Here is a 20,001-nt window from a genome sequence, read left to right as displayed (position 1 = left end):
CCCGCGCGGCGGGGAAGTCTGCTCCTATGCGCCGCCAGGGTGCGAGAGGAAAGCGGGAAGGCCGCCTGAGGCGGGAGCCATGAGGTGCGGGGCGGTGTTCACGCAGAAAGAGCCACGCCGGTCACCCGGCGCGGCTCCTTTCATGATGACGCGGCCGTCGGGATCTTGCAGACCGCCGCGGCGACGCCGGAACGTCGAACGGGCGCCTAGCGCCCGCCAGCGGAACTCGGCCGTCTCGCGCACAGCCAGGCTGCGCGCGTGCCGCCTGCGCTAGATATCATCCCCCAGCGCGCCCTTGACCTTGCCCACCAGCTGCTCGCCCTTGCCCTTCAGCTCCTGGCCGGCGCCCTCGGCCTCCAGCTGGTCGTCGGCATGAGTGCGATTGGGATCGTTCGCGTCGCCGGCAAAGGCCTGCTTGGCCTTGCCGACCAGCTCGTCGACATTGCCTTTGATCTTGTCGGTCAGCTCGCCCATCGTTCTCACTCCGGTTGGTCCGGCGGGCCGAGAGCGACCCGTCGGGAGCAGAACGTTTCGACCCCGGCAAGGTTCCGATTCGGTGTTGACCTATATTAATCCGGCCAGCGGACTGGAGGGGTCGGCGTAGCGCCGCCGTCCCATTCGCCCGGCGCGATAGGCAAGCCGCCCCGCTTCGACCGCACGGCGCATCGCGGCCGCCATCATCACCGGGTCCTTCGCCTCCGCGATCGCGGTGTTCATCAGCACGCCGTCGCAGCCCAGCTCCATCGCCACCGCCGCATCGCTGGCGGTGCCGACCCCGGCATCGACCAGCACCGGCACGCCCGCACCCTCGACGATCAGCCGGATCGTGACCTGGTTCTGGATGCCCAGCCCCGACCCAATCGGCGCGCCCAGCGGCATGATGGCGACTGCGCCCGCCTCCTCCAGCTGCTTCGCCGCGATCGGATCGTCGACGCAATAGACCATCGGCTCGAAGCCCTCTTTGACAAGGATTTCAGTCGCTTTCAGCGTTTCCCTCATGTCGGGATACAGCGTCCGCGCCTCGCCCAGCACCTCCAGCTTGACGAGGTTCCATCCCCCCGCCTCCCGCGCCAGCCGCAGCGTGCGCACCGCGCTGTCGGCGTCGAAACAGCCAGCGGTGTTGGGCAGGTAGGTGACGCGCGCCGGGTCGATAAAATCGGTCAGCATCGGCGCGTTACGGTCGCTGACGTTGACGCGGCGCACGGCGACCGTGACGATCTCCGCGCCCGACGCGGCCAGCGCGGCGGCGTTCTGCGCGAAGTCCCGGTACTTGCCGGTGCCGACGATCAGCCGCGAGCGGAAGGTCCGTCCGGCGACCGTCCAGCTATCCGTATCGAACGCGCCAGGATGGTCGCCGCCACCGACAAAGTGGACGATCTCCAGGTCGTCGCCGTCCTCGACCAGCACCTGCGCCAAGGTTGAGCGCGGCACCACCGCCAGATTGCGTTCGACCGCGACCTTTTCGGGGATCAGCCCCATTTCGGTCGCCAGCTGTGCGAGCGTCAGCCCGGCGGCGACCCGCCGGTGTTCGCCGTTGACGGTGATGGAGACGGTGCCGTCGGTGTGAGGCATATCGGGTCCGGCCTCAGCCGGCCGAGAACTTCGTGAACGCCACGCCGGCCGCGAAGAAAACCGGGGCTGCGCCCATGACCGCAAAGATCAGCGTCCGCGGCGCGAAGCGTGTTTCCTGCTTGATCTTGATCGCCGTGGCCGGCTTCTGCTCGATGTCGGCCAGCTTCCGATCGATGCGAGCGCCACGCTCACGGCTATTGTAAACGGGCGAAGAGCGAGGGCCGGTGGTCATGGTGCTTGCGTGTCTATAGGGGCGAGTCGCCATGATTGCGAGACCCCGATGCCCACCGTCTTCGTCCTGAACGGCCCCAACCTCAACCTGCTCGGGACGCGCGAGCCGGAGGTGTACGGCCACGACACGCTGGACGACATCGCCGGGCGGCTGGAGGATCGGGCGCGCGAACTGGGTCTGGACATCGACATGCGCCAGTCGAACCATGAAGGCCATCTGGTCGACTGGCTCCACGAAGCGCAGGCGGGCGACGCGCGCGCGGTGTTGCTCAATGCGGGCGGCTTCACCCACACCTCCGTCGCGCTCCACGATGCCATCAAGGCGGTGCGCACCCCGGTGATCGAGGTTCACCTGTCAAATCCGCATGCACGCGAACCCTTCCGCCATGTCAGCCTGATCGGCCGGGCAGCGCGGGGCACCATCGCTGGTTTCGGCGCAACCTCTTACCTGCTCGCGCTTGAAGCCGCCGCACGCTTCTGACAGGACTGCCCGATGGCAGACCGCACCATGGACATCGACCTGATCCGCCAGCTCGCCGAGCTGCTGGACAAGACCAGCCTGACCGAGATCGAGGTGGAGGACGAGGGCGTCCGCATCCGTGTCGCCCGCACCGCCGCCGCGGTCGCGGCGCCTGCGCCGACGGTCGTGCACCACGCCGCGCCCGCCGCCGCCGATGCGCGCCCGGCAAGTGCGTCCGCCCCGGCGGAGACCGGCGCCTCCGCCCCCGCCCCGGCGGCGAACGCGGTCAAGTCGCCGATGGTCGGCACCGCATACCTCTCCGCCGAGCCGGGATCGAAGCCGTTCGTCAGCCCCGGGCAGACCGTCGCGGCGGGCGACACGCTGCTGATCGTCGAGGCGATGAAGGTGATGAACCCGATCACCGCGCCATCGGGCGGCACGGTGCGCGAAGTGCTGGTGTCGAACGGCCAGCCGATCGAGTTTGATCAGCCCCTCGTCGTGATCGACTGAGCATGCCCAAGATCAAGAAGCTGCTGATCGCCAATCGCGGCGAGATCGCGCTGCGCATCCATCGCGCCTGTCACGAGATGGGGATCAAGACAGTCGCGGTGCATTCGACCGCCGACACCGACGCGATGCACGTCCGTCTCGCGGACGAAGCGATCTGCATCGGTCCGCCCGCCGCGGCCGACAGCTATCTCAACATCCCCAACATCATCTCGGCCGCCGAAATCAGCGGCGCCGACGCCATCCACCCCGGTTACGGCTTCCTCAGCGAGAACGCCCGGTTTGCCGAGATCGTCGAGCTGCACGGTATCATCTTCGTCGGTCCCAAGCCCGAGCATATCCGGACGATGGGCGACAAGGTCGAAGCCAAGCGCACCGCCGGCGCGCTTGGCCTGCCGCTCGTGCCCGGCTCCGACGGCGCGGTGTCCGACATCGACGAGGCGCAGGCCATCGCAGCGCGGATCGGCTATCCGGTGATCATCAAGGCGGCGTCGGGCGGCGGCGGCCGGGGCATGAAGGTCTGCGCCGCGCCCGATCAGCTCGAAACGCTGATGAGCCAAGCGGGTAGAGAGGCGAAAGCGGCGTTCGGCGACGCAACCGTCTATCTCGAGAAATATCTCGGCAACCCGCGCCATATCGAATTCCAGGTGTTCGGCGACGGCGGCGGCCATGCGATCCATCTCGGCGAGCGCGACTGCTCGCTCCAGCGGCGCCACCAGAAGGTGCTGGAGGAGGCGCCCTCCCCCGTCATCACGCCAGACGAGCGCGCCCGGATGGGCGGCATCGTCGCCAAGGCGATGGCGGACATGGGCTATCGCGGTGCGGGAACGATCGAGTTCCTGTGGGAAGCGGGGAAGTTCTACTTCATCGAAATGAACACCCGGCTTCAGGTCGAGCATCCGGTGACCGAGATGATCACCGGGCTCGACCTCGTCCGCGAGCAGATCCGCGTCGCCGAGGGCGAGCCGCTGTCGTGCACGCAGGAACAGGTCCAGTTCCGGGGCCATGCGATCGAATGCCGGATCAACGCCGAGGACCCGCGCACCTTCGCACCCTCGCCGGGGCTGGTGAAGCAGTTTCATGCGCCGGGCGGCATGCACGTGCGCGTCGATTCAGGACTTTACGCCGGTTATCACGTGCCGCCCTACTACGACTCGATGATCGCCAAACTGATTGTTTACGGCACCACCCGCGACCGCTGCCTGGCGCGGCTGCGACGCGCGCTGGAGGAGTTCGTGGTCGACGGCATCACCACCACCATCCCGCTCCACCAGGCGCTGCTCGACGACCCCGAGTTCCAGCGCGGAGAGTATACGATCAAGTGGCTGGAAGAGTGGCTGGCGAAGCAGGACGCGTGAACGCGACGATCTGGCACAATCCGCACTGTTCGAAATCGCGCGCGGCGTTGCGGCTGTTGCGGGAAGCCGGTGCGGACGTGACGGTCGTCGAATATCGGAAGACGCCGCCCTCCGTCGCCGAGCTCCGCCCGCTTTACGCGCGCGCCGGCCTCACGCCGCGCGAAGGGCTGAGGGCGGGCGAGCCGGGCGCGGCGCATCTCGCCGGGGTTGACGACGCGGCGCCGCTGAAGCGCTGGTGGTCAACCCGGCGCTGATCGAACGGCCGCCGGTGGAGACCGGCAAGGCGTCGTGCTGGCGCGCCCGGCCGAGCAGGTTGCGCTGATTCTCTAGTCTCTGTCCCGCTCCAGCGCGGGAGAGGGCACACGCCGGATCAGTATTGGTAAGGCCGCCCCGACTGGATGAGCCGCTGCCGGTTGGTGTCGCCAGGCACCGCAATGTGCGTCGCGGGATCATATTCGCGGCCGACGCCCGCGCTTCCCGGCGGCACCCAGATGTCGACGACCGTGTTGGTGTAGCTGCTCGGCAGATAGCGGATCCAGTAGCCGTCGGGATGCTGGCTCCAGCGCCCGCCGGGAATGTCCAGGCTGCCCGGGCCGCGCCCGACCCGCCCGCCCAGCACCGCCAGGCGCTCCAGCTCGCCATAGCTGGCGCCCGACGCGAACGCCGACCGCAGCGATGCCTCGGCCTGCGCCACCTCGCGCAGCGGGCTGGGCAGGTTGTTGGCAACCGGGCCGCTGCTGAGCATGTCCAGCGCGCTGCGATTGAGCGTGGCGAGCTGACGCGGCGACAGCAGTTGCGCCGCGATGGCCTTGTGCTCGGTAGACAGATCCTCGAACCTTGCGCGCGCGACGATCGCCCATAACAGCGTCTGGATGCCGTGCTGGTCGATCTCGGGGTGGCGCACGGAGTTGCGGACGACAGTCATCACCGCGTCCTGCGCGGATCCCCGCGGCGGCGCATACAGATAGCCTTCGCCGCCGCCTGGCCCATGAGTGCCGGCGTGAAGGCAATAGCTCTGGTCGTGAAACTCATAATAGCCGGGCTGGAGGACGAAGCCGCCGTTCGGCGTCCGCTGCAGCCCGGTGAGCGCGCGTCTGGGCATCGGCGGGGTCCACCCGTCCTTGGTCGGATCGCCCCAGACGGCGTCGCTCAGGCTGGTCGAGATCGGCTGCGATCCGGTCAGCACCCGCGGCGCGGCGGCGCGTGCGCCCAGCCTGCCGAGATCGCGCAAGCTGCCGAACTGTGCCGTGGCCGGCCCGGTACCCACCACCATCAGCGCGGCTAATGCCACGCCCGCCAATTGCTTCATCCTCACGCCGCTTCCCCTCTTGCCCTGCCCCATAGACGATGCGACCCGTCAAATCCGGCCAGCCTAGCGCGCGCCGCGCGCTTACGCCAGTTGCCCGGCAACCGGGCAGCCGCGGCGTCTCTGCCGCCTTTTCGGGCACTCTCGCGGTAGCGGAATCGGCATTGCCCCGGGCGGCAGCTGCTGGCACGTTCCGTGCAACGCGCCCGGCCGGGCGGCGGTTTGAACGGGGTCACGGCCGGAGCCGTGGAACAGGGGTCTGCGTGAAGAAGATCGAGGCGATCATCAAGCCGTTCAAGCTCGACGAAGTGAAGGAGGCGCTGCACGAGATCGGCGTGTCCGGCATCACGGTCACCGAGGCGAAGGGCTTCGGCCGGCAGAAGGGCCACACCGAACTCTACCGCGGCGCCGAATATGTCGTCGACTTCCTGCCCAAGGTAAAGCTGGAGGTGGTGGTGGAGGACGGCCTGTCCGAACGCTGTGTCGAGGCGATCGCCGCGGCGGCGCAGACGGGGCGTATCGGCGATGGCAAGATCTTCGTGCTCCCCGTCGAATCGGCGCTGCGCATCCGCACCGGTGAACGCGACGACGCCGCAATCTGACCCATTCACCGGCTTCGGCCGGCAACCCGAAACGGAAAGAGAAGACACCATGGCGAATGCAGCCCACGACATCCTGAAGAAGATCAAGGACGAGGAGATCGAGTGGGTCGACCTCCGCTTCACCGATCCCAAGGGCAAGTGGCAGCACCTTACCATGGTCGCGTCGATCCTGGGTGAGGACGAGTTCACCGACGGGCTGATGTTCGACGGATCGTCGATCGAGGGGTGGAAGGCGATCAATGAGAGCGACATGACGCTCAAGCCCGACCTGGACGCGGTTTACACCGATCCGTTCTCGGCGACGCCGATGTTGATAATCTTCTGCGACATCGTCGAGCCTGGCACCGGCGAGCTGTACGCGCGCGACCCGCGCTCGACCGCCAAGCGCGCGGAGGCGTACCTCAAGCAGACCGGGATCGGCGACACCGTCTATGTCGGGCCCGAGGCCGAGTTCTTCCTGTTCGACGACGTGCGGTTCGAGAACAGCTATTCGACCAGCTATTACAAGATCGACGACATCGAGCTGCCGGGCAATTCGGGCCGTGAGTATGAGGGCGGCAACCTCGCCCACCGGCCGCGCGCGAAGGGCGGCTATTTCCCCGTCGCGCCTGTCGACTCGGCAGTCGATATCCGCGGCGAGATGGTCTCGACGATGATCGAGATGGGGCTGCCCTGTGACAAGCACCATCACGAGGTCGCCGCCGCGCAGCACGAGCTGGGGCTGACCTACGGCACGCTGACGCAGACCGCCGACCGCATGCAGATCTACAAATACGTCGTCCATCAGGTCGCGCACGCCTATGGCAAGACGGCGACCTTCATGCCCAAGCCGATCAAGGAAGATAACGGCTCGGGGATGCACACCCACTTCTCGATCTGGAACGAGGGCAAGCCGAGCTTCGCGGGCAACGGCTATGCGGGCCTCTCCGACATGTGTCTGTATTTCATCGGCGGCATCATCAAGCACGCCAAGGCGCTGAACGCCTTCACCAACCCGTCGACCAACAGCTACAAGCGGCTGGTGCCGGGATATGAGGCGCCGGTGCTGCTCGCTTATTCGAGCCGCAACCGGTCGGCGTCGTGCCGCATTCCGTACGGCACCGGCGCCAAGTCGAAGCGGGTCGAGGTCCGCTTCCCCGATGCGCTGGCGAACCCATACCTGGCCTATGCGGCGCTGATGATGGCGGGGCTCGACGGCATCCAGAACCGGCTTCACCCGGGCGAGGCGATGGACAAGAATCTGTACGACCTCCCGCCTGCAGAGCTGGCGGAGGTGCCGACCGTCGCCGGATCGCTGCGCGAGGCGCTCGACTGCCTCGACGCGGATTACGAGTTCCTGCTGCGCGGCGACGTCTTCTCGAAAGATCAGTTGGACGCCTATGTCGAGGTCAAGCGGGCAGAGGTCGCGCGGTGGGAGATGACGCCGTCACCGGTGGAGTATGACATGTACTACTCGGGCTGAGCTGCGCGGGGGGCGCAGCGGTGGCGGCGAGCGAAGCTAGCCGCCACCGTCCGAGTCGGCCGGCCTTGCCAAAGCGAGGATCGACGACGCGGCTTCGCCGCGGCGCGCTTCCCTGGCGCACCATCGCGCGCGTCACCACCGGAGCCCCCCGATGAAGCCCCTCGCCACCCTCGCCCTCCTGGCGCTGGCCACGACGGCCTCCTCCGCCCAGGCCCCAGTGCCCGATGTCGCCGCGCAGCGCACCGCGATTACCGCGCTCGACTTTCTCGACGGCGAATGGACCGGCCCGGCGACCGCGCAAACGCCCAATGGCCTTGTCCATCTGACGCAGACCGAGCGGATCGGCTCGTTGCTGGCCGGTACGATCAAGCTGGTCGAGGGTCGCGGCTACGACCAGTCCGGTGCGATGCTGTTCAACGCATTTGCGGTGATCTCATACGATGCGCCCCAGCACCGCTACACGATGCGCTCCTATGCGCAGGGACGCGTAGTCGACGCCGAGTTCGAGCGGACCCCGGCCGGCTTTGCCTGGGGCTTCGCGGTCGGGCCGGGGCGTGTCCACTATGCCGCCACCGTGGCTGACGGGCATTGGCAGGAGACCGGGGCGTTCGAGATGCCGGGCCGCCCGCCCGTTCCGACGACGACGCTGGACCTGCACCGCCGCGGGCCGACCAGCTGGCCCCTTGCGGGCGCGGTGATGCCGTAGCGGCTGCGTCGGTGCGATCCCGCGGTTGCACGCTTTCTCTTGCGGGGTTTGAGAGTAGACAGCGGCGATGTTTCGCACGCCCCTCCTCACCGTCCTACTCCTAACCACTCCTGTGCTGGCGGCGGATCGCCTGCCGGTCGATCGGCTGCGCGCTGCGGTGGATGCGGATGCGCCACGCGCCGAGGCGCTGCTACAGCGGCTGGTCGAGCAGAACAGCGGCACGCTCAACCGTGACGGCGTCCGCGCGGTAGCCGATCAGGTTCGCGCCGAGCTGACGCCGCTCGGCTTCACGGTGCGGTGGGTCGACATGGCGGCCGCTGGCCGCAGCGGTCACCTGATCGCGACCCATGCCGGGCGGCGCGGCGGCGGGCGGGTGCTGCTGATCGGCCATCTCGATACGGTGTTCGAGCCGACCTCGCCGTTCCAGCATTTCGCGCGGACGACGGAGACGCGCGCGACTGGCCCCGGCGTCGTCGATGACAAGGGCGGCATCGTCGTGATCGTCGGCGCGCTGCGGGCGATGCAGGCCGCGGGGACGTTGCGCGCCGCCAATATCGAGCTGGTGCTCACCGGCGACGAGGAGCGTCCCGGCCAGCCGACCGCGGTCGCGCGCGCCGACCTGATCGCCGCCGGCCGCCGCGCCGACGCGGCGCTGGAGTTCGAGCCGCTGGCGCGCGAGGGCGGGCGCGACTACGCCACCGTCGCCCGCCGTTCGGGCAGCGCCTGGGAACTGGGCATCACCGCACGCACCGGCCATTCGGCAGGGGTGTTCGGCGGCATCGGCGACGGCGCGATCTACGAGCTTGCCCGCATCCTCGACCGCTTCCGCCGCGAGTTGGTCGAGCCGCACGCGACGTTCAACGTCGGGCTGGTGGCGGGCGGCACCCCCGCCGCGATCGGCCCGACCGGCGCGACCGCGAGCGCGGAGGGGAAAACGAACGTCATCGCGGAGCGGGCCGTCGCGCGCGGCGACCTGCGCACGCTGACGCCCGAGCAGGACGCACGGTTGCGCAGCCGGATGGCGGTGATCGTCGCCGATCACCTGCCCGGCACGCTGACCGCCAGCTTCGACTTCTACGACACCACGCCGCCGGTCGCGCCAACCGAGCGGAATGCGGCGCTGTTGGGCGAACTCAACGCGGTCAATCGCGACCTCGGGCTGGACGAGATGCCGCCCTTCGACCCCGATCAGCGCGGGGCTGCGGATTCAGGATTCGTCGCCGCGGACGTCGCGGTGTTGGGCGGCATGGGGCTGGCCGGCGGCGGCACGCATGGCGAGGGCGAATGGGCCGACCTCGGCAGCATCGGGCGCCAGACGCTCCGCGCCGCGGCGCTGATCAGCCGGATCACTACCCGGCACCGCTAGCTTCGATCGGTAGCGGAGGAGGGACTTGAACCCCCGACCCCAGGATTATGATTCCCGTGCTCTAACCAGCTGAGCTACTCCGCCCGACCGATCGAAGAGCGGCGCGTATAAGGGCGCGTTCGCCGGGGGGTCAAGGCCGGTCACGCGAACAGGTGGCGGCTGAGCGGCGCCCACGGGCCGCCGCGATACCACCACGCCGCCAGCCCCGCGATCTCGACCGTGCGCGGCCGGAAGCCGCGGCTCAGCTCGGCCAGCAACAGCTTGGCGGTGGCGGGAGTCACCTTGTTCTGGATGGTGACGTGTGGCCGCCAGCCGCCCGCATCCTGTGGCGTCAGCAGCCCGGCGAACGCATCGGCCAGCTCGGCACGCAGATGCACCAGCGCGGGCGCCTCGATCCGGAACGCGACGCCGCGGCCGAGCGACATCAGCCCCGCCGCCTTTGCCTGGGGCGCCCGTAAGCCGCGCGTCGCGACGGTCAGGCGGTGCTTCAGCTCGTCGGCGGCGGATGGCGGCAGGTGGTGAAACAGCGTCAGATGTGCGTCGAGGTGGTTGCGCTCGGGCGGGAAATGTTGCCGCCGCAGCGCGTCGAACCACGCCTGATCTGCGCGTCCGAACAGCGCCGACACGATAATGGGCGCGGCGAATGCAAGCGCCGAGGCGTCGGACGACATCGGCGCCGTCCGGGCCGCGGCGTCGCCGGTCAGAACCAGGGGCGCCTGCCCTGGACATAGATGCGGTTGAAGTCTTCTTCGCTCTTGGTGAAGTAGATAATCGCCTCGATAAACGCGATGATCCCGATCGCCATCACGCCGAGCAGACCGACGACCACGATCGTTAGGATCCACGACAGGATGTAGCAGCCCAGCATGATGCCGCCCTGCGCATTGTAGCCCAGGTAGAATTTGTGGACGCCCAGCGTGCCGAGGAACAGCGCCAGCAACCCGGCAACGACGTGCGACTTCGGATAGGGCTGGCCCTGGCCGCCATAGGCCTGGCTGCCATAGCTGTCCGACGACTGGCCACCATAGCCCGACTGGCCGTACCCGGATTGGCCATAGCCGGATTGGCCATAGCCGCTGCTGGAGCCGTAACCCGCAGGTGGTTGGCCCTGGCCGCTCTGGCCATAGGGCTGCGGCGGCTGGAGCCGGCATAACCCTGGCTAGGATAGGGCGACGGCGCCGACGGTTGGCCGCCATACCCTTGGCCGCCATAGCCGCTCGAGGCGCTCCCGCTCTGCGCGCCATAGCCGCTGCCGGACGCGCCGCCGCTGCCCTGCGCGCCATAGCCGCTCGATGCGCCGCTACTCTGGCCGGGATAAGCGCTGCCGGGCGCACCGCTGCTCTGACTGCCGTACCCACCGGATGCGCCGCTACTTTGCCCCGGATAGCTGCTGCCGGCGCTGCTTTGCCCCGGATAGCCGCTGGCCGATGAACTGCCGCTCTGGCTGCCATAGCCGCTCGAACTACTGCTGCTCTGGCCGGGATAGCCGCTGGCTGACCCGCTGCTGCTTTGGCCGCTGCCGCTCTGACCGGGATAGCCGCCGGTGGGCGGGGTGCCGGCGCTCTGGCCCGGGTAGCTGCTGCCTGACGAGGCAGACGACGCCGTGCTGCCCGACGAGCCGCTGCTGCCGGCACCTGCGTAGCCCGAGGTGCCCGCGGTGTCGGTCGATGCAGCCGATGCCGGCGAGCCCCAGTCGGTGGTGCCGGTCTGGCTCGACGGCGCTGGTGCGGGGGACGGCGGCGGCGGCGGGGGAGGAGGGGGCGGCGAAGCCGCCGCGCTCGATCCCATCGGCTGGAACACGGTTGCCGCGTTGGGCCAGATATCGGTCGCGTTGCTGCCGTCGGCGCTGTCGAAATCGACTGCGAGACCCGGCGTCAGCGCGTCGGCGCCGCCTTTGAACTCGCTGGTCTGAAAGCTGTAGCGCTTGCCGTCGCTGGCCGAGATTGCGCCGCTGCCGCCGGCTGCGTCAAAGCCCAGAATCTTGCCCCGCATCTGTAACACTCCCCCAAGTACGGCGCGCAGCTAAGCGCGTGGCGCGCCCGAACGCAATGGGAAACGGCACTAGATCTCGATCTGCGAACCAAGTTCGACGACCCGGTTGGTCGGCAGCCGAAAGAACTCCATCGCCGACTCCGCGTTGCGCAGCATCCAGGCGAACAGCTTCTCGCGCCAGATCATCATGCCGGGGCGCTCGGACGGCAGCAGCGTCTGGCGCGACAGGAAGAAGCTGGTGTCCATCATCTTGAACTGCGCCCCGCATGCCCCGAACGCCTTGAGGCACGCGGGCACGTCGGGGTCCTCCATGAAACCATATTTCAGGATTACGCGGTGGAAACCCTGCCCCAAATCTTCCTGATAGAAGCGCTTCTCGTCGCTGACGTGGGGGACGTCGGTGACCTTGACCGTCAGCAGCACGATCCGCTCGTGGAGCACGCGATTGTGCTTCAGGTTGTGGAGCAAGGCGTGCGGCACGCCGTCGGGGGTGGAGGTCATGAACACCGCAGTGCCGCCGACGCGGGTGGCGGAGGTGGCGGCGGACTTGATGAACACCTGCACCGGCATCGCCGCCTCGCGCATCCGCGCCAGCATCAGCTGGCGGCCCTTCGCCCAGGTGGTCAGGAAGGTGAAGGCGACCACGCCGACCGCCAGCGGGAACCAACCGCCGTCGGGCACCTTGGTCAGGTTGGACGCGAAATAGCCGAGGTCGAACAACAGGAACCCGGCGATCATCGGCGCGGCCAGCAGCTTGTTCCATTTCCACAGCGTGGTCAGCACGGCGGCGAGCAGGATGGTGTCGATCAGCATCGCCCCGGTCACCGCGATGCCATAGGCCGCGGCCAGATTCGACGAGGTGCGAAAGGCGAGGACGAGCAGGATTACCATGATCATCAGCGCGCGGTTGACGATCGGGATGAAGATCTGCCCCGCCGCGGTCTGCGAGGTATGGATGATCTTCAGCCGCGGCACGAAGCCGAGCTGGATCGCCTGCTGCGTTACCGAAAACGCGCCGGAAATCACTGCCTGGCTGGCGATCACCGTCGCCGCGGTGGCGAGCAGCACCAGCGGCAGCCGCAAATTCTCGGGCGCCAGCAGGAAGAAGGGATTGTGGATCGCCGCCTGCGCACCGGCGGGCGGCAGGCTGAGGATCATCGCCCCCTGCCCCAGATAGTTGAGCATCAGCGCCGGCAGCACGAAGAACAGCCACGACACCCGGATCGGGTTGCGCCCGAAATGCCCCATATCGGCATACAGCGCCTCCGCCCCGGTCAGCGCCAGCACCACCGACCCCATCGCCAGAAAGGCGTGCAGCCCCTCGTCGAGAAAGAAGCGGACCGCGTAGATCGGGTTAAGCGCGACGATGATCGCCGGATCGCCGACGATGTGCATGACGCCCAGTACCGCCAGCACAACGAAATAGAGCAGCATGACCGGGCCGAACAGCAGTCCGACCTTGGCCGTCCCCCGGCTCTGGATCATGAACAGCCCCACCAGGATGCCGATCGCGATCGGCGGCGCGAACGGGGTGAAGCGTCCGTCGACCACCGCCAGCCCCTCGACCGCCGACAGCACCGACATCGCCGGCGTGATCATCGAATCGCCATAGAACAGCGCGGTCGCGAACACGCCGAGCAGGATGATGCCGCCCGTCCAGCGCTTGCGGTCCGCCTGCCGGTTGATGAGCGCGAGCAGTGCCAGGCTGCCGCCCTCCCCCTTGTTATCGGCGCGCATGATGATCGTGACGTATTTGATCGTCACCACCACCATCATCGACCAGAAGATGAGGCTGAGCACCCCCAGGATGTGCCCGCGATCGGGGGTCAGGACATGATGGCCCGCAAACGTCTCGCGAAAGGCGTAGATCGGGCTGGTACCGATGTCGCCGAACACCACGCCGACCGCACCGACCGCGAGCTTTAGCAGCCCCTCGCGGTGGCCGTGTTGACCGTCGAGTTCCGACGGTTCTTCAATGGCTTGCGCGCCCGCCGCGACCGTGTTCAACGATAAGGGTGCATCCGCGCCCACGGTGTCGGCTGGCATGACGCGCGCCTAGCACCCCGCCTTCTTGCCCGCAACGGGGACAAGCGCCGCCGCCCCCGCTATAGCCGCGCGATCACGAGAGGAGTTTGCAGGGCCATGAAGATCGGCGTCCCCAAGGAGATCAAGAACCACGAATACCGCGTCGGCCTGACGCCGTCGTCGGTCGCCGAGCTGGTCGCGCACGGGCATGAGGTGGTGGTGCAGACCGGCGCCGGGCTGGGCATCGACTTCGAGGACGGCGACTACACGGCGGTCGGTGCGACCATCGTCCCCGACGCGCCGGCGGTGTTCCGGGCGGCCGAGATGATCGTCAAGGTCAAGGAGCCGCAGCCGTCCGAGATCGCGCTGCTTGAGCCACGGCACCTGCTCTTCACCTATCTCCACCTCGCCGCCGACAGGCCGCAGGCGGAGGGGCTGATGAAGTCGGGCGCGACCTGCATTGCGTATGAAACGGTGACGGCGCCCGGCGGCGGGCTGCCGCTCCTGAAGCCGATGAGCGAGGTCGCGGGGCGTATGTCGGTCCAGGTCGGCGCGCATTACCTTGAAAAGGAACAGGGCGGGCGCGGCGTGCTGCTGGGCGGCGTGCCGGGTGTGGCGCCGGCGCGGGTCGCGATCCTGGGTGGCGGTATCTCGGGCGTGAATGCGGCGCAGATGGCGGTTGGGATGCGCGCCGACGTCACGATCTACGACGTCAACCTGTCGCGGCTGGCGGAGCTGGATATGTTCTTCTCCAGCCAGATCAAGACCGCCTATGCGTCCAAGGCGGCGGTGGCGGCGGCGGTGAAGAACGCCGCGCTGGTGATCGGCGCGGTGCTGGTGCCGGGCGCAGCCGCGCCGAAGCTGGTGACGCGCGACATGCTCAAGACGATGAAGCGCGGCAGCGTGCTGGTCGACATCGCAATCGACCAGGGCGGATGTTTTGAGACGTCGCATGCGACCACGCACGACGACCCGGTGTTCGAGGTCGACGGCGTAATCCATTACTGCGTCGCCAACATGCCGGGCGCGGTGGCGCGGACCAGCACCTTCGCGCTCAACAATGCGACGCTGCCCTTCGCAGTGAAGCTGGCGGACCTCGGCGCGGCAGCGGCGATGAAGGCAGACCCGCATCTGGCGGCGGGGCTCAACGTGTTCGGGGGGAGGATTGCCTACAAGGCCGTCGCCGACGATCTCGGCCTGCCTTTCGAAGCCTGGAACGAATAAGGAACACGACCGTTGATGCGCGTGAAGGAGTGCAGCGATGGCCGACCACGAGAATCCCAAGACCCACCCGACTTCCAACGCAGTCAAGGATCCCGACGACTGGACGACCGGCGATCAGCCGATGACCGGCGCGCAGGCGAGCTATCTCAAGACGCTGTCCGAGGAAGCGCACGAGGAGTTCGACGACGATCTGACCAAGGCCGATGCATCGAAGCGGATCGACGCGCTGCAGGAACAGACGGGCCGAGGGACCCACGATTAGCGGCGAGGCGCGTTTGATTTAGATCACTCCCTCCCCTTCAGGAGAAGGGCTGGGAGTGGAGCCTCTCCTCGGGCGATCGGCCTGGGGGTGCGCCCAACCCCAACCCCTCGCCTGAAAGGTAGGGCTTCTGCGGATTTTCGAACCGTGCCCCTGTCACTCAGGGGAAGACCGTCTACCGCCCCGCCTGCGCCAGATAGACGTCGAGTAAGGCCAGCCGTCCGGCGATCCGGCCGCGGTATGATGCGGCCGCAGGGCTCAGCGCCACCGCCTTCGCCCAAAACGGCCTTGCGGCGGGGAAGTCGCCCGCGCGGACATAGGCCAGACCCAGGAAGAAATACGGCCCCGGCTGCTCTCGGCCCAGTCTGATCGCCTGCCGAAAGGCGAACAGCGCGGGCGGCGACACGCGGCCACCGTCATGCGCCGCCAGCGTGTTGCCGAGCGCCGTCCACAGCAGCGGGCTGTCGGGAAAATGGCTGATACCGCCCAGCACCCATTGCACCGCCGCCTGCTTGTCGCCGACCCGCGTCATCGCGTCCGCGGCGACGACATAACCCGCCTGCGCGCTGCCGTGTCCGAGCATCTCGTCACGTAGCGCGATGAGGCCGGGGTCCTCGGCCTGCGCCGACAGCTCGGGCCGCGCGGGCCGGCTCGCGAGCGTCGGGCTACCCTGCAAAGCATAGCCGGTAGCACCGAGCATCAACGCGGCGCCCGCCAGCGACCATAACGGCCGCGCCAGGCCAAGCACGACCAGCGCCGCAAAGGCGACGCCGCCAAGCAGGACGAGGGTCAGCCAGCCCATCGGGAGGTCCGGGTCACGGGATGGGAATACCGCTGCGGCAATCGACCGTCACCCCACCTCGCCACCAACGAGGCCCGGGCACGAGCTGCTCGCCAAGCCGCCGCGGCGAAGCCGCATCGTCGGACGGATGCGCACCCGCGATCCGCCGGCCGGGCTTGAGCGTGTCGCAACCAGCTACGCTGTCTGCGTCCGCTCCGCGCGGCGCCCGATCAGGCGCCGCGCGATCGCGTCCGCCACGTCCGACGCCGGCCGGTCGGTCCGGTCGCTCTCGTCCCACACCTCCGCCAGCCGCGCCGGGATGCGGGCGATGCGGGCGCGGACCTCGTCCTCGTCGCCCTGACCCAGATACTCCAGCCCGACATTGATGATGCCGCCCGCGTTGATGACGTAATCGGGGGCATAGAGGATGCCGCGTTCGTGCAGCCGCCGCCCGTCGTCGGAGGTCCCCAGCTGATTGTTTGCGCCGCCCGCAACCGCCCGTGCCTTGAGTGCGCCGATCGACCGTTCGGTCAGGATCGCGCCCAGTGCGTTCGGACTGACGATGTCGACGTCGGCCGCCAGGATCGCCTCCGTCGGGACGGTGGTCGCGCCCAGTTCCGCCGCCAGCCGCTGCGCCCGCGTCTCGTCGACATCGGCGAGGGTCAGCACTGCTCCCTCCGCTGCGAGCAGCCGCGCGGTGCCGCCGCCGACCGAGCCGACCCCTTGGATCGCGACCCGGACGCCTCGCATCGCATCGCTGCCCAGCGCACGCGTTGCCGCCGCCTTGACGCCCAGATAGACGCCCAGCGCCGTGTACGGACCGGGGTCGCCCCCCGCCGCGCCCTCGGCGACCGGGAGCCCGGAGACGTAGCGCGTCTCGCTCGCGATCACCTTCATCCGTGCTTCGGACATGCCGACATCCTCGGCCGTCACATAGCGGCCGCCAAGCGACTCGACCGCGCGGCCAAACCCCTTGAGCTGCGCCTCGGTGATGATCGCGGCGGGCCGGTCGGCCAGCACGACGCCCTTGCCGCCACCCATCGGCAGCCCCGCCATCGCGTTCTTGAAGCTCATCCCGCGCGACAGCCGTAGCGCGTCGGTTATCGCGTCGCCGGGCCGGGCATAGTGCCAGAAGCGGGCGCCGCCCGCGGCCGGGCCGAGCGCGGTTGAATGCACCGCAATCACCGCCCTCAGCCCCGATGCCGGATCGGTGAAGAGGTGGACGCCCTCATGGTCGTCGAAATCGGGAAAGCCCCAATCGGCGGTCATAACCTGTTGTATTCCGTCGAGAAGTGGGGCGACCGACGGGACTTGAACCCGCAACTTCCGGCATCACAAGCCGGCGCTCTAACCAATTGAACTACGGTCGCCGTGAGGGGGAGCGCCGTAGCGGCGGGCGGGTCCGGGCGTCAAGATGCGGAGGTTGAGCAAGGGCGCCGCGGCGATCACGCCGCCGCCACGCTGTCAGACGGAGTCGCTGCGCGGCACCGCCGCCCGCCGTGGCGAGCCCTGAGCCAGATTGCGCGGGGACAGGCCGCCCGCACCTAGAACCTGCCCTCCACCGCCAGCCGATAGCCCCGCGCCCCGCCGACGAACCCCGCCCGCTCCAGCCGCAGCGCCACCCCCGGGTCGGGCGAACGCAGTGCGAACTCCGCCCGGTAGCGGCCATCGCCGAACACGCGCAGCGTCGCCTGCTCGGTCCCGGCCGCGCTGGTCAGCGGCAGCAGCAGTGCCCCCGCTTCGCACCGCGCCGGGCCGCTCAGCGTCGCAGGCAGCGGCACCCCCGCCGCTTCGCCCGCCAAGGTCGCCCGCACGCGACCATCGGCCGCCTCGCACTGGCCGTCGCGAAAGCGAACGCTCGCCTCATCGAGGTCCAGCGCGGTGACGGGCAGCGGCGCGAACAGTTGGCCGGTTGCGAGCGTCGCGGTCATGTTGTCCACGCCAAAGCCGTGCCGCCCGACCGTCACCGCACCGTGCAGCGGCCGCGCACCCGCGCCGTCGAGCTCGACGCGCGCTCGCCCGATCAGCAGCGGCCAGAAGGCCAGCCGCGCATCGAGGTCACCCAGGGCCACGTCGCCCCAGCGTGCCTCGACCAGCCGCCCCGACCACAGGCCACCCTCCACCCGCCGCGCGGTCAGCCCGGCATCGCCGAGCCCGACCGCGCCCAGCGCCAGCCGGAGGGGGATCAGCGCCAGCAGGCACCCGGCCAGCAACGCCCCCCACAACGCGCCCTTCGGCGTGGCCAGCCTAATCCTCATTGCGCGCGCCGCTTCAGCACGAGCTGCACGCCGACGCTCCGGTCCCCCTTGTCGGTCAGCGTCGCCGTATCGACCAGCACCCCCGCCGCCTCCAGCCGCGCCAGCCACGGCACCAGCGCCGCCGGCCGCGCGCCCGCGATACCGACCCTGACACGATCCGGCCCGTCCGTGTCGAGGCTGGCGACGGTGAACCCGGCGTCCGCGGCCGCACCGCGCACCGCGTCGGCGAAGCTGCCGTTCAGCGGCGGCGGCCGCTGATGCTGAACCTCGCGGATCGCTGCCACATCCGCCTGGGTCCGGCCAAGCCGGATCACTGCATCGGCATGCCGCTCCGCGGCGGACGACAGGGCGTCGCCGAGCGGCCGAATCACGCCGAGCCACACAATCGCCAGCGCCAGCAGCGCCAGCATGACGGCGACGAGCCGCTTCTCACGCAGCGACAGCGCCGAGAACCAGGTCCGCACGCCGCTCACGGGTGGCGCACCGTCATGTCGCCCGTCACCCGCCCGTTCGCCGAGGTGAAGACGCCCGCGTCCACGGTGAAGCCTGCCCGCTCGATCGCCCGCTTCAGGTCGGTGGGAAGCGATTCGCGCGCGGTCGCGACCGACAGCTTGAGGTCGCCATTGGGCTGAAAGTCTAGCCCGGTCACCTCCGTGCCTGGGGTCGCGCGGACGCCTGCGAACACCGCCGCCGTCATGCCGGTGAAGCCCAGCCCCGGCCCGCGCATCGCGCCCAACCGCTCGATCAGCTGCCGATCGGCGTCGATCAGCGTCTCGCCGCGCGGCAACCCGGTCGCAGCGAGCGCATCAGCCTGCGCCTCCAGCCGCGCCGCCGCGAGATTGAGCTTGACCAGCCGCGTCACGCCGATCGCCAATGTAACCGCGACAGTTGCGATACCCAGCACCGCCAGCCGCCGGATCAGCGCCCAGTCGAGCCCCGTCCGCCGCCGCCGCGCGAACGGCCCCTGGCGCAGGTCGAGCACCGGCGCCGCCGCCGCCGCCGCCAACGCCGCGTCCAGCTCTTCGCGTCCGACCGTGCGCGGCGCGACCCCGCCGGTGACCAGCTCGGTCAGCCGCGCCTCGTCGGCGAACCCGCTCGTCGCACCGCGGACGACCCCCGCGCCCGCCAGCTCGGCGCGGGCATAGCCTTCGGTCGGTCGCGGCAGCAGCAGCGGCGCAGGCACGATCGCGTCGGCGTCCATCCCCGCGGCTTCCAGTTCCAGCAGCCAGTCGCGCATCGCCGCCGCACCGACGACCGCGATCGGCCGTTCGTCACCCGCTTCTTCGCCGACCGCGACATGCAACTCGGCCGCCGGCGCCGCACTCGCGTCCGCGATCAGCAGCCGCGCCGCCGTAGCCGCCTGCGCCGGGGATCGCGCCGGCAGCACCGCCCAGTGCAGCGTCACCGCGTCGGCGGGGGGCACGGCGATCAGCGTCCCGCCCGCGGTCGCGGGGGGCACACCGCTGCCCTCCGCGATCTGGCCGCCATCGTCCCGACGCCACCACCGCCACGGGGTCGCCGCATCGGGCAGGAAGACGAGGGTCGCGGTCACTCCTCCCCCCATTGCCGCGCCACGAGCCGCGCGGGAAGCCTTCGCGCGTCGATCAGCGCGGTCTCATGCAGATCGGCCCCGTCCAGCGCCACATCGATGCGGAGCGCGAACCATGTCGAGGTGACGCCGGTCTGGCCGCCGGCGAGGCTGGTGTTGGCGACCCCGGGCTGCGCCGCCAGCGCGGCGACATTGGCGAACCCCTGCGGCGGGCGGCGCAGCAGCGCCCCCTGCGCCGCCTCGACCGACAGCGTGTCGGGCGCCAGCATCGCCAGCAGCGGCGCTTGTTCGGGTAGCAGCGTGTTGATGTTGAGCGTCGCCGGGGCCGCGACCGGCAGCGTGC

General features: G+C 69.3%; 23 protein-coding genes, 2 tRNA genes and 1 pseudogene. 11 read left to right on the top strand and 15 right to left on the bottom strand.

The features are described 5' to 3' along the window. Window positions 1-270: 270 nt before the first annotated feature. From ACP2AD_RS06985 to ACP2AD_RS06975, 3 genes are all read right to left on the bottom strand, one after another. Entirely contained in the window at window positions 271-474 is a 204-nt protein-coding gene (locus tag ACP2AD_RS06985) for a CsbD family protein (RefSeq protein ID WP_425229368.1), read from the bottom strand. Between the two features lie 90 nt (window positions 475-564). Beyond that, on the bottom strand, window positions 565-1,572 hold the full coding sequence (gene thiS / locus ACP2AD_RS06980; RefSeq protein WP_425229367.1) for a sulfur carrier protein ThiS: 1,008 nt from the start codon (window positions 1,570-1,572) through the stop codon (window positions 565-567). 13 nt (window positions 1,573-1,585) lie between these two features. Continuing rightward, complete coding sequence (locus tag ACP2AD_RS06975; RefSeq protein ID WP_425229366.1) at window positions 1,586-1,804, bottom strand: hypothetical protein; 219 nt, start codon at window positions 1,802-1,804, stop codon at window positions 1,586-1,588. A gap of 48 nt (window positions 1,805-1,852) precedes the next feature. Between ACP2AD_RS06975 and aroQ the strand changes: the two genes are divergently transcribed. Genes aroQ through ACP2AD_RS06955 form a run of 4 tightly spaced genes read left to right on the top strand, consistent with a single transcriptional unit; the run spans window position 1,853 to window position 4,382 of the window. Then, on the top strand, window positions 1,853-2,284 hold the full coding sequence (gene aroQ, locus ACP2AD_RS06970) for a type II 3-dehydroquinate dehydratase (RefSeq protein WP_425229365.1): 432 nt from the start codon (window positions 1,853-1,855) through the stop codon (window positions 2,282-2,284). 12 nt (window positions 2,285-2,296) lie between these two features. Continuing rightward, window positions 2,297-2,773, top strand: coding sequence for an acetyl-CoA carboxylase biotin carboxyl carrier protein (accB, locus tag ACP2AD_RS06965; RefSeq protein ID WP_425229364.1), 477 nt, complete (start codon window positions 2,297-2,299; stop codon window positions 2,771-2,773). Between the two features lie 2 nt (window positions 2,774-2,775). Continuing rightward, a complete protein-coding gene (accC, locus tag ACP2AD_RS06960; RefSeq protein ID WP_425229363.1) occupies window positions 2,776-4,128 on the top strand; it encodes an acetyl-CoA carboxylase biotin carboxylase subunit in 1,353 nt (450 codons plus the stop codon). Beyond that, window positions 4,125-4,382, top strand: coding sequence for an arsenate reductase (glutaredoxin) (locus ACP2AD_RS06955; protein ID WP_425229362.1), 258 nt, complete (start codon window positions 4,125-4,127; stop codon window positions 4,380-4,382). Before accC ends, ACP2AD_RS06955 begins: the two co-directional genes overlap by 4 nt. A gap of 116 nt (window positions 4,383-4,498) precedes the next feature. Here ACP2AD_RS06955 and ACP2AD_RS06950 read toward each other — a convergent pair whose 3' ends face one another. After that, a complete protein-coding gene (locus ACP2AD_RS06950) occupies window positions 4,499-5,443 on the bottom strand; it encodes a hypothetical protein (protein ID WP_425229361.1) in 945 nt (314 codons plus the stop codon). 254 nt (window positions 5,444-5,697) lie between these two features. On the opposite strand from ACP2AD_RS06950, the gene ACP2AD_RS06945 reads away from it, so the two are divergent. The 4 genes from ACP2AD_RS06945 (at window position 5,698) to ACP2AD_RS06930 (ending at window position 9,570) form a co-directional block, all read left to right on the top strand. Then, window positions 5,698-6,036: a P-II family nitrogen regulator gene (locus ACP2AD_RS06945; RefSeq protein ID WP_425229360.1), complete on the top strand. Its 339-nt coding sequence runs from the start codon at window positions 5,698-5,700 to the stop codon at window positions 6,034-6,036. Between the two features lie 49 nt (window positions 6,037-6,085). Next, window positions 6,086-7,498: a type I glutamate--ammonia ligase gene (glnA, locus tag ACP2AD_RS06940; RefSeq protein WP_425229359.1), complete on the top strand. Its 1,413-nt coding sequence runs from the start codon at window positions 6,086-6,088 to the stop codon at window positions 7,496-7,498. A gap of 151 nt (window positions 7,499-7,649) precedes the next feature. After that, the gene (locus tag ACP2AD_RS06935) at window positions 7,650-8,204 is read left to right on the top strand and encodes a DUF1579 domain-containing protein (protein WP_425229358.1); all 555 of its coding nucleotides are present in this window, start codon (window positions 7,650-7,652) and stop codon (window positions 8,202-8,204) included. Between the two features lie 67 nt (window positions 8,205-8,271). Next, window positions 8,272-9,570, top strand: coding sequence for a M20/M25/M40 family metallo-hydrolase (locus ACP2AD_RS06930; RefSeq protein WP_425229357.1), 1,299 nt, complete (start codon window positions 8,272-8,274; stop codon window positions 9,568-9,570). 10 nt (window positions 9,571-9,580) lie between these two features. Here the strand turns inward: ACP2AD_RS06930 and ACP2AD_RS06925 are convergent. From ACP2AD_RS06925 to ACP2AD_RS06915, 3 genes and pseudogenes are all read right to left on the bottom strand, one after another. Then, window positions 9,581-9,654 (bottom strand) — tRNA-Met (locus tag ACP2AD_RS06925). 56 nt (window positions 9,655-9,710) lie between these two features. Beyond that, a complete protein-coding gene (locus tag ACP2AD_RS06920) occupies window positions 9,711-10,241 on the bottom strand; it encodes a 2'-5' RNA ligase family protein (protein ID WP_425229356.1) in 531 nt (176 codons plus the stop codon). A gap of 29 nt (window positions 10,242-10,270) precedes the next feature. Then, window positions 10,271-10,522: pseudogene (locus tag ACP2AD_RS06915) on the bottom strand (TM2 domain-containing protein); the annotation flags it as partial. A 705-nt stretch (window positions 10,523-11,227) separates the two neighbouring features. Between ACP2AD_RS06915 and ACP2AD_RS06910 the strand changes: the two are divergent. Next, the gene (locus ACP2AD_RS06910) at window positions 11,228-11,482 is read left to right on the top strand and encodes a hypothetical protein (protein ID WP_425229355.1); all 255 of its coding nucleotides are present in this window, start codon (window positions 11,228-11,230) and stop codon (window positions 11,480-11,482) included. A 149-nt stretch (window positions 11,483-11,631) separates the two neighbouring features. Here the strand turns inward: ACP2AD_RS06910 and ACP2AD_RS06905 are convergent, their stop codons facing one another. Then, a complete protein-coding gene (locus tag ACP2AD_RS06905; protein ID WP_425229354.1) occupies window positions 11,632-13,608 on the bottom strand; it encodes a potassium transporter Kup in 1,977 nt (658 codons plus the stop codon). Between the two features lie 96 nt (window positions 13,609-13,704). On the opposite strand from ACP2AD_RS06905, the gene ald reads away from it, so the two are divergent. Together ald and ACP2AD_RS06895 are read left to right on the top strand one after the other, a co-directional pair. Then, window positions 13,705-14,811 (top strand): alanine dehydrogenase, encoded by a 1,107-nt coding sequence (ald, locus tag ACP2AD_RS06900; RefSeq protein WP_425229353.1) that lies wholly within the window; start codon window positions 13,705-13,707, stop codon window positions 14,809-14,811. Window positions 14,812-14,848: 37 nt separating this feature from the next. Then, a complete protein-coding gene (locus ACP2AD_RS06895) occupies window positions 14,849-15,073 on the top strand; it encodes a DUF3072 domain-containing protein (RefSeq protein ID WP_425229352.1) in 225 nt (74 codons plus the stop codon). Between the two features lie 172 nt (window positions 15,074-15,245). On the opposite strand, the gene ACP2AD_RS06890 is transcribed toward ACP2AD_RS06895, so the two are convergent. From ACP2AD_RS06890 to ACP2AD_RS06860, 7 genes are all read right to left on the bottom strand, one after another. Further along, the gene (locus ACP2AD_RS06890) at window positions 15,246-15,872 is read right to left on the bottom strand and encodes a tetratricopeptide repeat protein (protein ID WP_425229351.1); all 627 of its coding nucleotides are present in this window, start codon (window positions 15,870-15,872) and stop codon (window positions 15,246-15,248) included. A gap of 174 nt (window positions 15,873-16,046) precedes the next feature. Then, window positions 16,047-17,120: a Glu/Leu/Phe/Val family dehydrogenase gene (locus ACP2AD_RS06885; RefSeq protein ID WP_425229350.1), complete on the bottom strand. Its 1,074-nt coding sequence runs from the start codon at window positions 17,118-17,120 to the stop codon at window positions 16,047-16,049. A 24-nt stretch (window positions 17,121-17,144) separates the two neighbouring features. After that, window positions 17,145-17,221: transfer RNA gene (locus ACP2AD_RS06880), tRNA-His, on the bottom strand. Window positions 17,222-17,395: 174 nt separating this feature from the next. Beyond that, the gene (gene gspN / locus ACP2AD_RS06875) at window positions 17,396-18,109 is read right to left on the bottom strand and encodes a type II secretion system protein N (RefSeq protein ID WP_425229349.1); all 714 of its coding nucleotides are present in this window, start codon (window positions 18,107-18,109) and stop codon (window positions 17,396-17,398) included. Then, on the bottom strand, window positions 18,106-18,582 hold the full coding sequence (gene gspM, locus ACP2AD_RS06870; RefSeq protein ID WP_425229348.1) for a type II secretion system protein GspM: 477 nt from the start codon (window positions 18,580-18,582) through the stop codon (window positions 18,106-18,108). Before gspM ends, gspN begins: the two co-directional genes overlap by 4 nt. Beyond that, entirely contained in the window at window positions 18,579-19,661 is a 1,083-nt protein-coding gene (gene gspL / locus ACP2AD_RS06865) for a type II secretion system protein GspL (RefSeq protein ID WP_425229347.1), read from the bottom strand. Before gspL ends, gspM begins: the two co-directional genes overlap by 4 nt. Then, the coding region (locus ACP2AD_RS06860) for a type II secretion system protein GspK (RefSeq protein WP_425229346.1) at window positions 19,658-20,001 on the bottom strand (344 nt) is incomplete at its 5' end. The genes ACP2AD_RS06860 and gspL, both read right to left, overlap by 4 nt.

The organism is Sphingomonas sp., from assembly GCF_965248875.1.
Taxonomy (GTDB): Bacteria; Pseudomonadota; Alphaproteobacteria; order Sphingomonadales; family Sphingomonadaceae; genus Sphingomonas.
Note: the sequence above shows the minus strand (reverse complement) of the source record. Positions and strands in the feature narration are given on the sequence as shown.

Coding starts and splice junctions, on each gene's coding strand:
- ACP2AD_RS06985 (WP_425229368.1), bottom strand. CDS start 474: ATGGGCGAGCTGACCGACAAGATCAAAGGCAATGTCGACGAGCTGGTC.
- thiS (WP_425229367.1), bottom strand. CDS start 1,572: ATGCCTCACACCGACGGCACCGTCTCCATCACCGTCAACGGCGAACAC.
- ACP2AD_RS06975 (WP_425229366.1), bottom strand. CDS start 1,804: ATGACCACCGGCCCTCGCTCTTCGCCCGTTTACAATAGCCGTGAGCGT.
- aroQ (WP_425229365.1), top strand. CDS start 1,853: ATGCCCACCGTCTTCGTCCTGAACGGCCCCAACCTCAACCTGCTCGGG.
- accB (WP_425229364.1), top strand. CDS start 2,297: ATGGCAGACCGCACCATGGACATCGACCTGATCCGCCAGCTCGCCGAG.
- accC (WP_425229363.1), top strand. CDS start 2,776: ATGCCCAAGATCAAGAAGCTGCTGATCGCCAATCGCGGCGAGATCGCG.
- glnA (WP_425229359.1), top strand. CDS start 6,086: ATGGCGAATGCAGCCCACGACATCCTGAAGAAGATCAAGGACGAGGAG.
- ACP2AD_RS06935 (WP_425229358.1), top strand. CDS start 7,650: ATGAAGCCCCTCGCCACCCTCGCCCTCCTGGCGCTGGCCACGACGGCC.
- ACP2AD_RS06930 (WP_425229357.1), top strand. CDS start 8,272: ATGTTTCGCACGCCCCTCCTCACCGTCCTACTCCTAACCACTCCTGTG.
- ACP2AD_RS06920 (WP_425229356.1), bottom strand. CDS start 10,241: ATGTCGTCCGACGCCTCGGCGCTTGCATTCGCCGCGCCCATTATCGTG.
- ACP2AD_RS06905 (WP_425229354.1), bottom strand. CDS start 13,608: ATGCCAGCCGACACCGTGGGCGCGGATGCACCCTTATCGTTGAACACG.
- ald (WP_425229353.1), top strand. CDS start 13,705: ATGAAGATCGGCGTCCCCAAGGAGATCAAGAACCACGAATACCGCGTC.
- ACP2AD_RS06895 (WP_425229352.1), top strand. CDS start 14,849: ATGGCCGACCACGAGAATCCCAAGACCCACCCGACTTCCAACGCAGTC.
- ACP2AD_RS06890 (WP_425229351.1), bottom strand. CDS start 15,872: ATGGGCTGGCTGACCCTCGTCCTGCTTGGCGGCGTCGCCTTTGCGGCG.
- ACP2AD_RS06885 (WP_425229350.1), bottom strand. CDS start 17,120: ATGACCGCCGATTGGGGCTTTCCCGATTTCGACGACCATGAGGGCGTC.
- gspN (WP_425229349.1), bottom strand. CDS start 18,109: ATGAGGATTAGGCTGGCCACGCCGAAGGGCGCGTTGTGGGGGGCGTTG.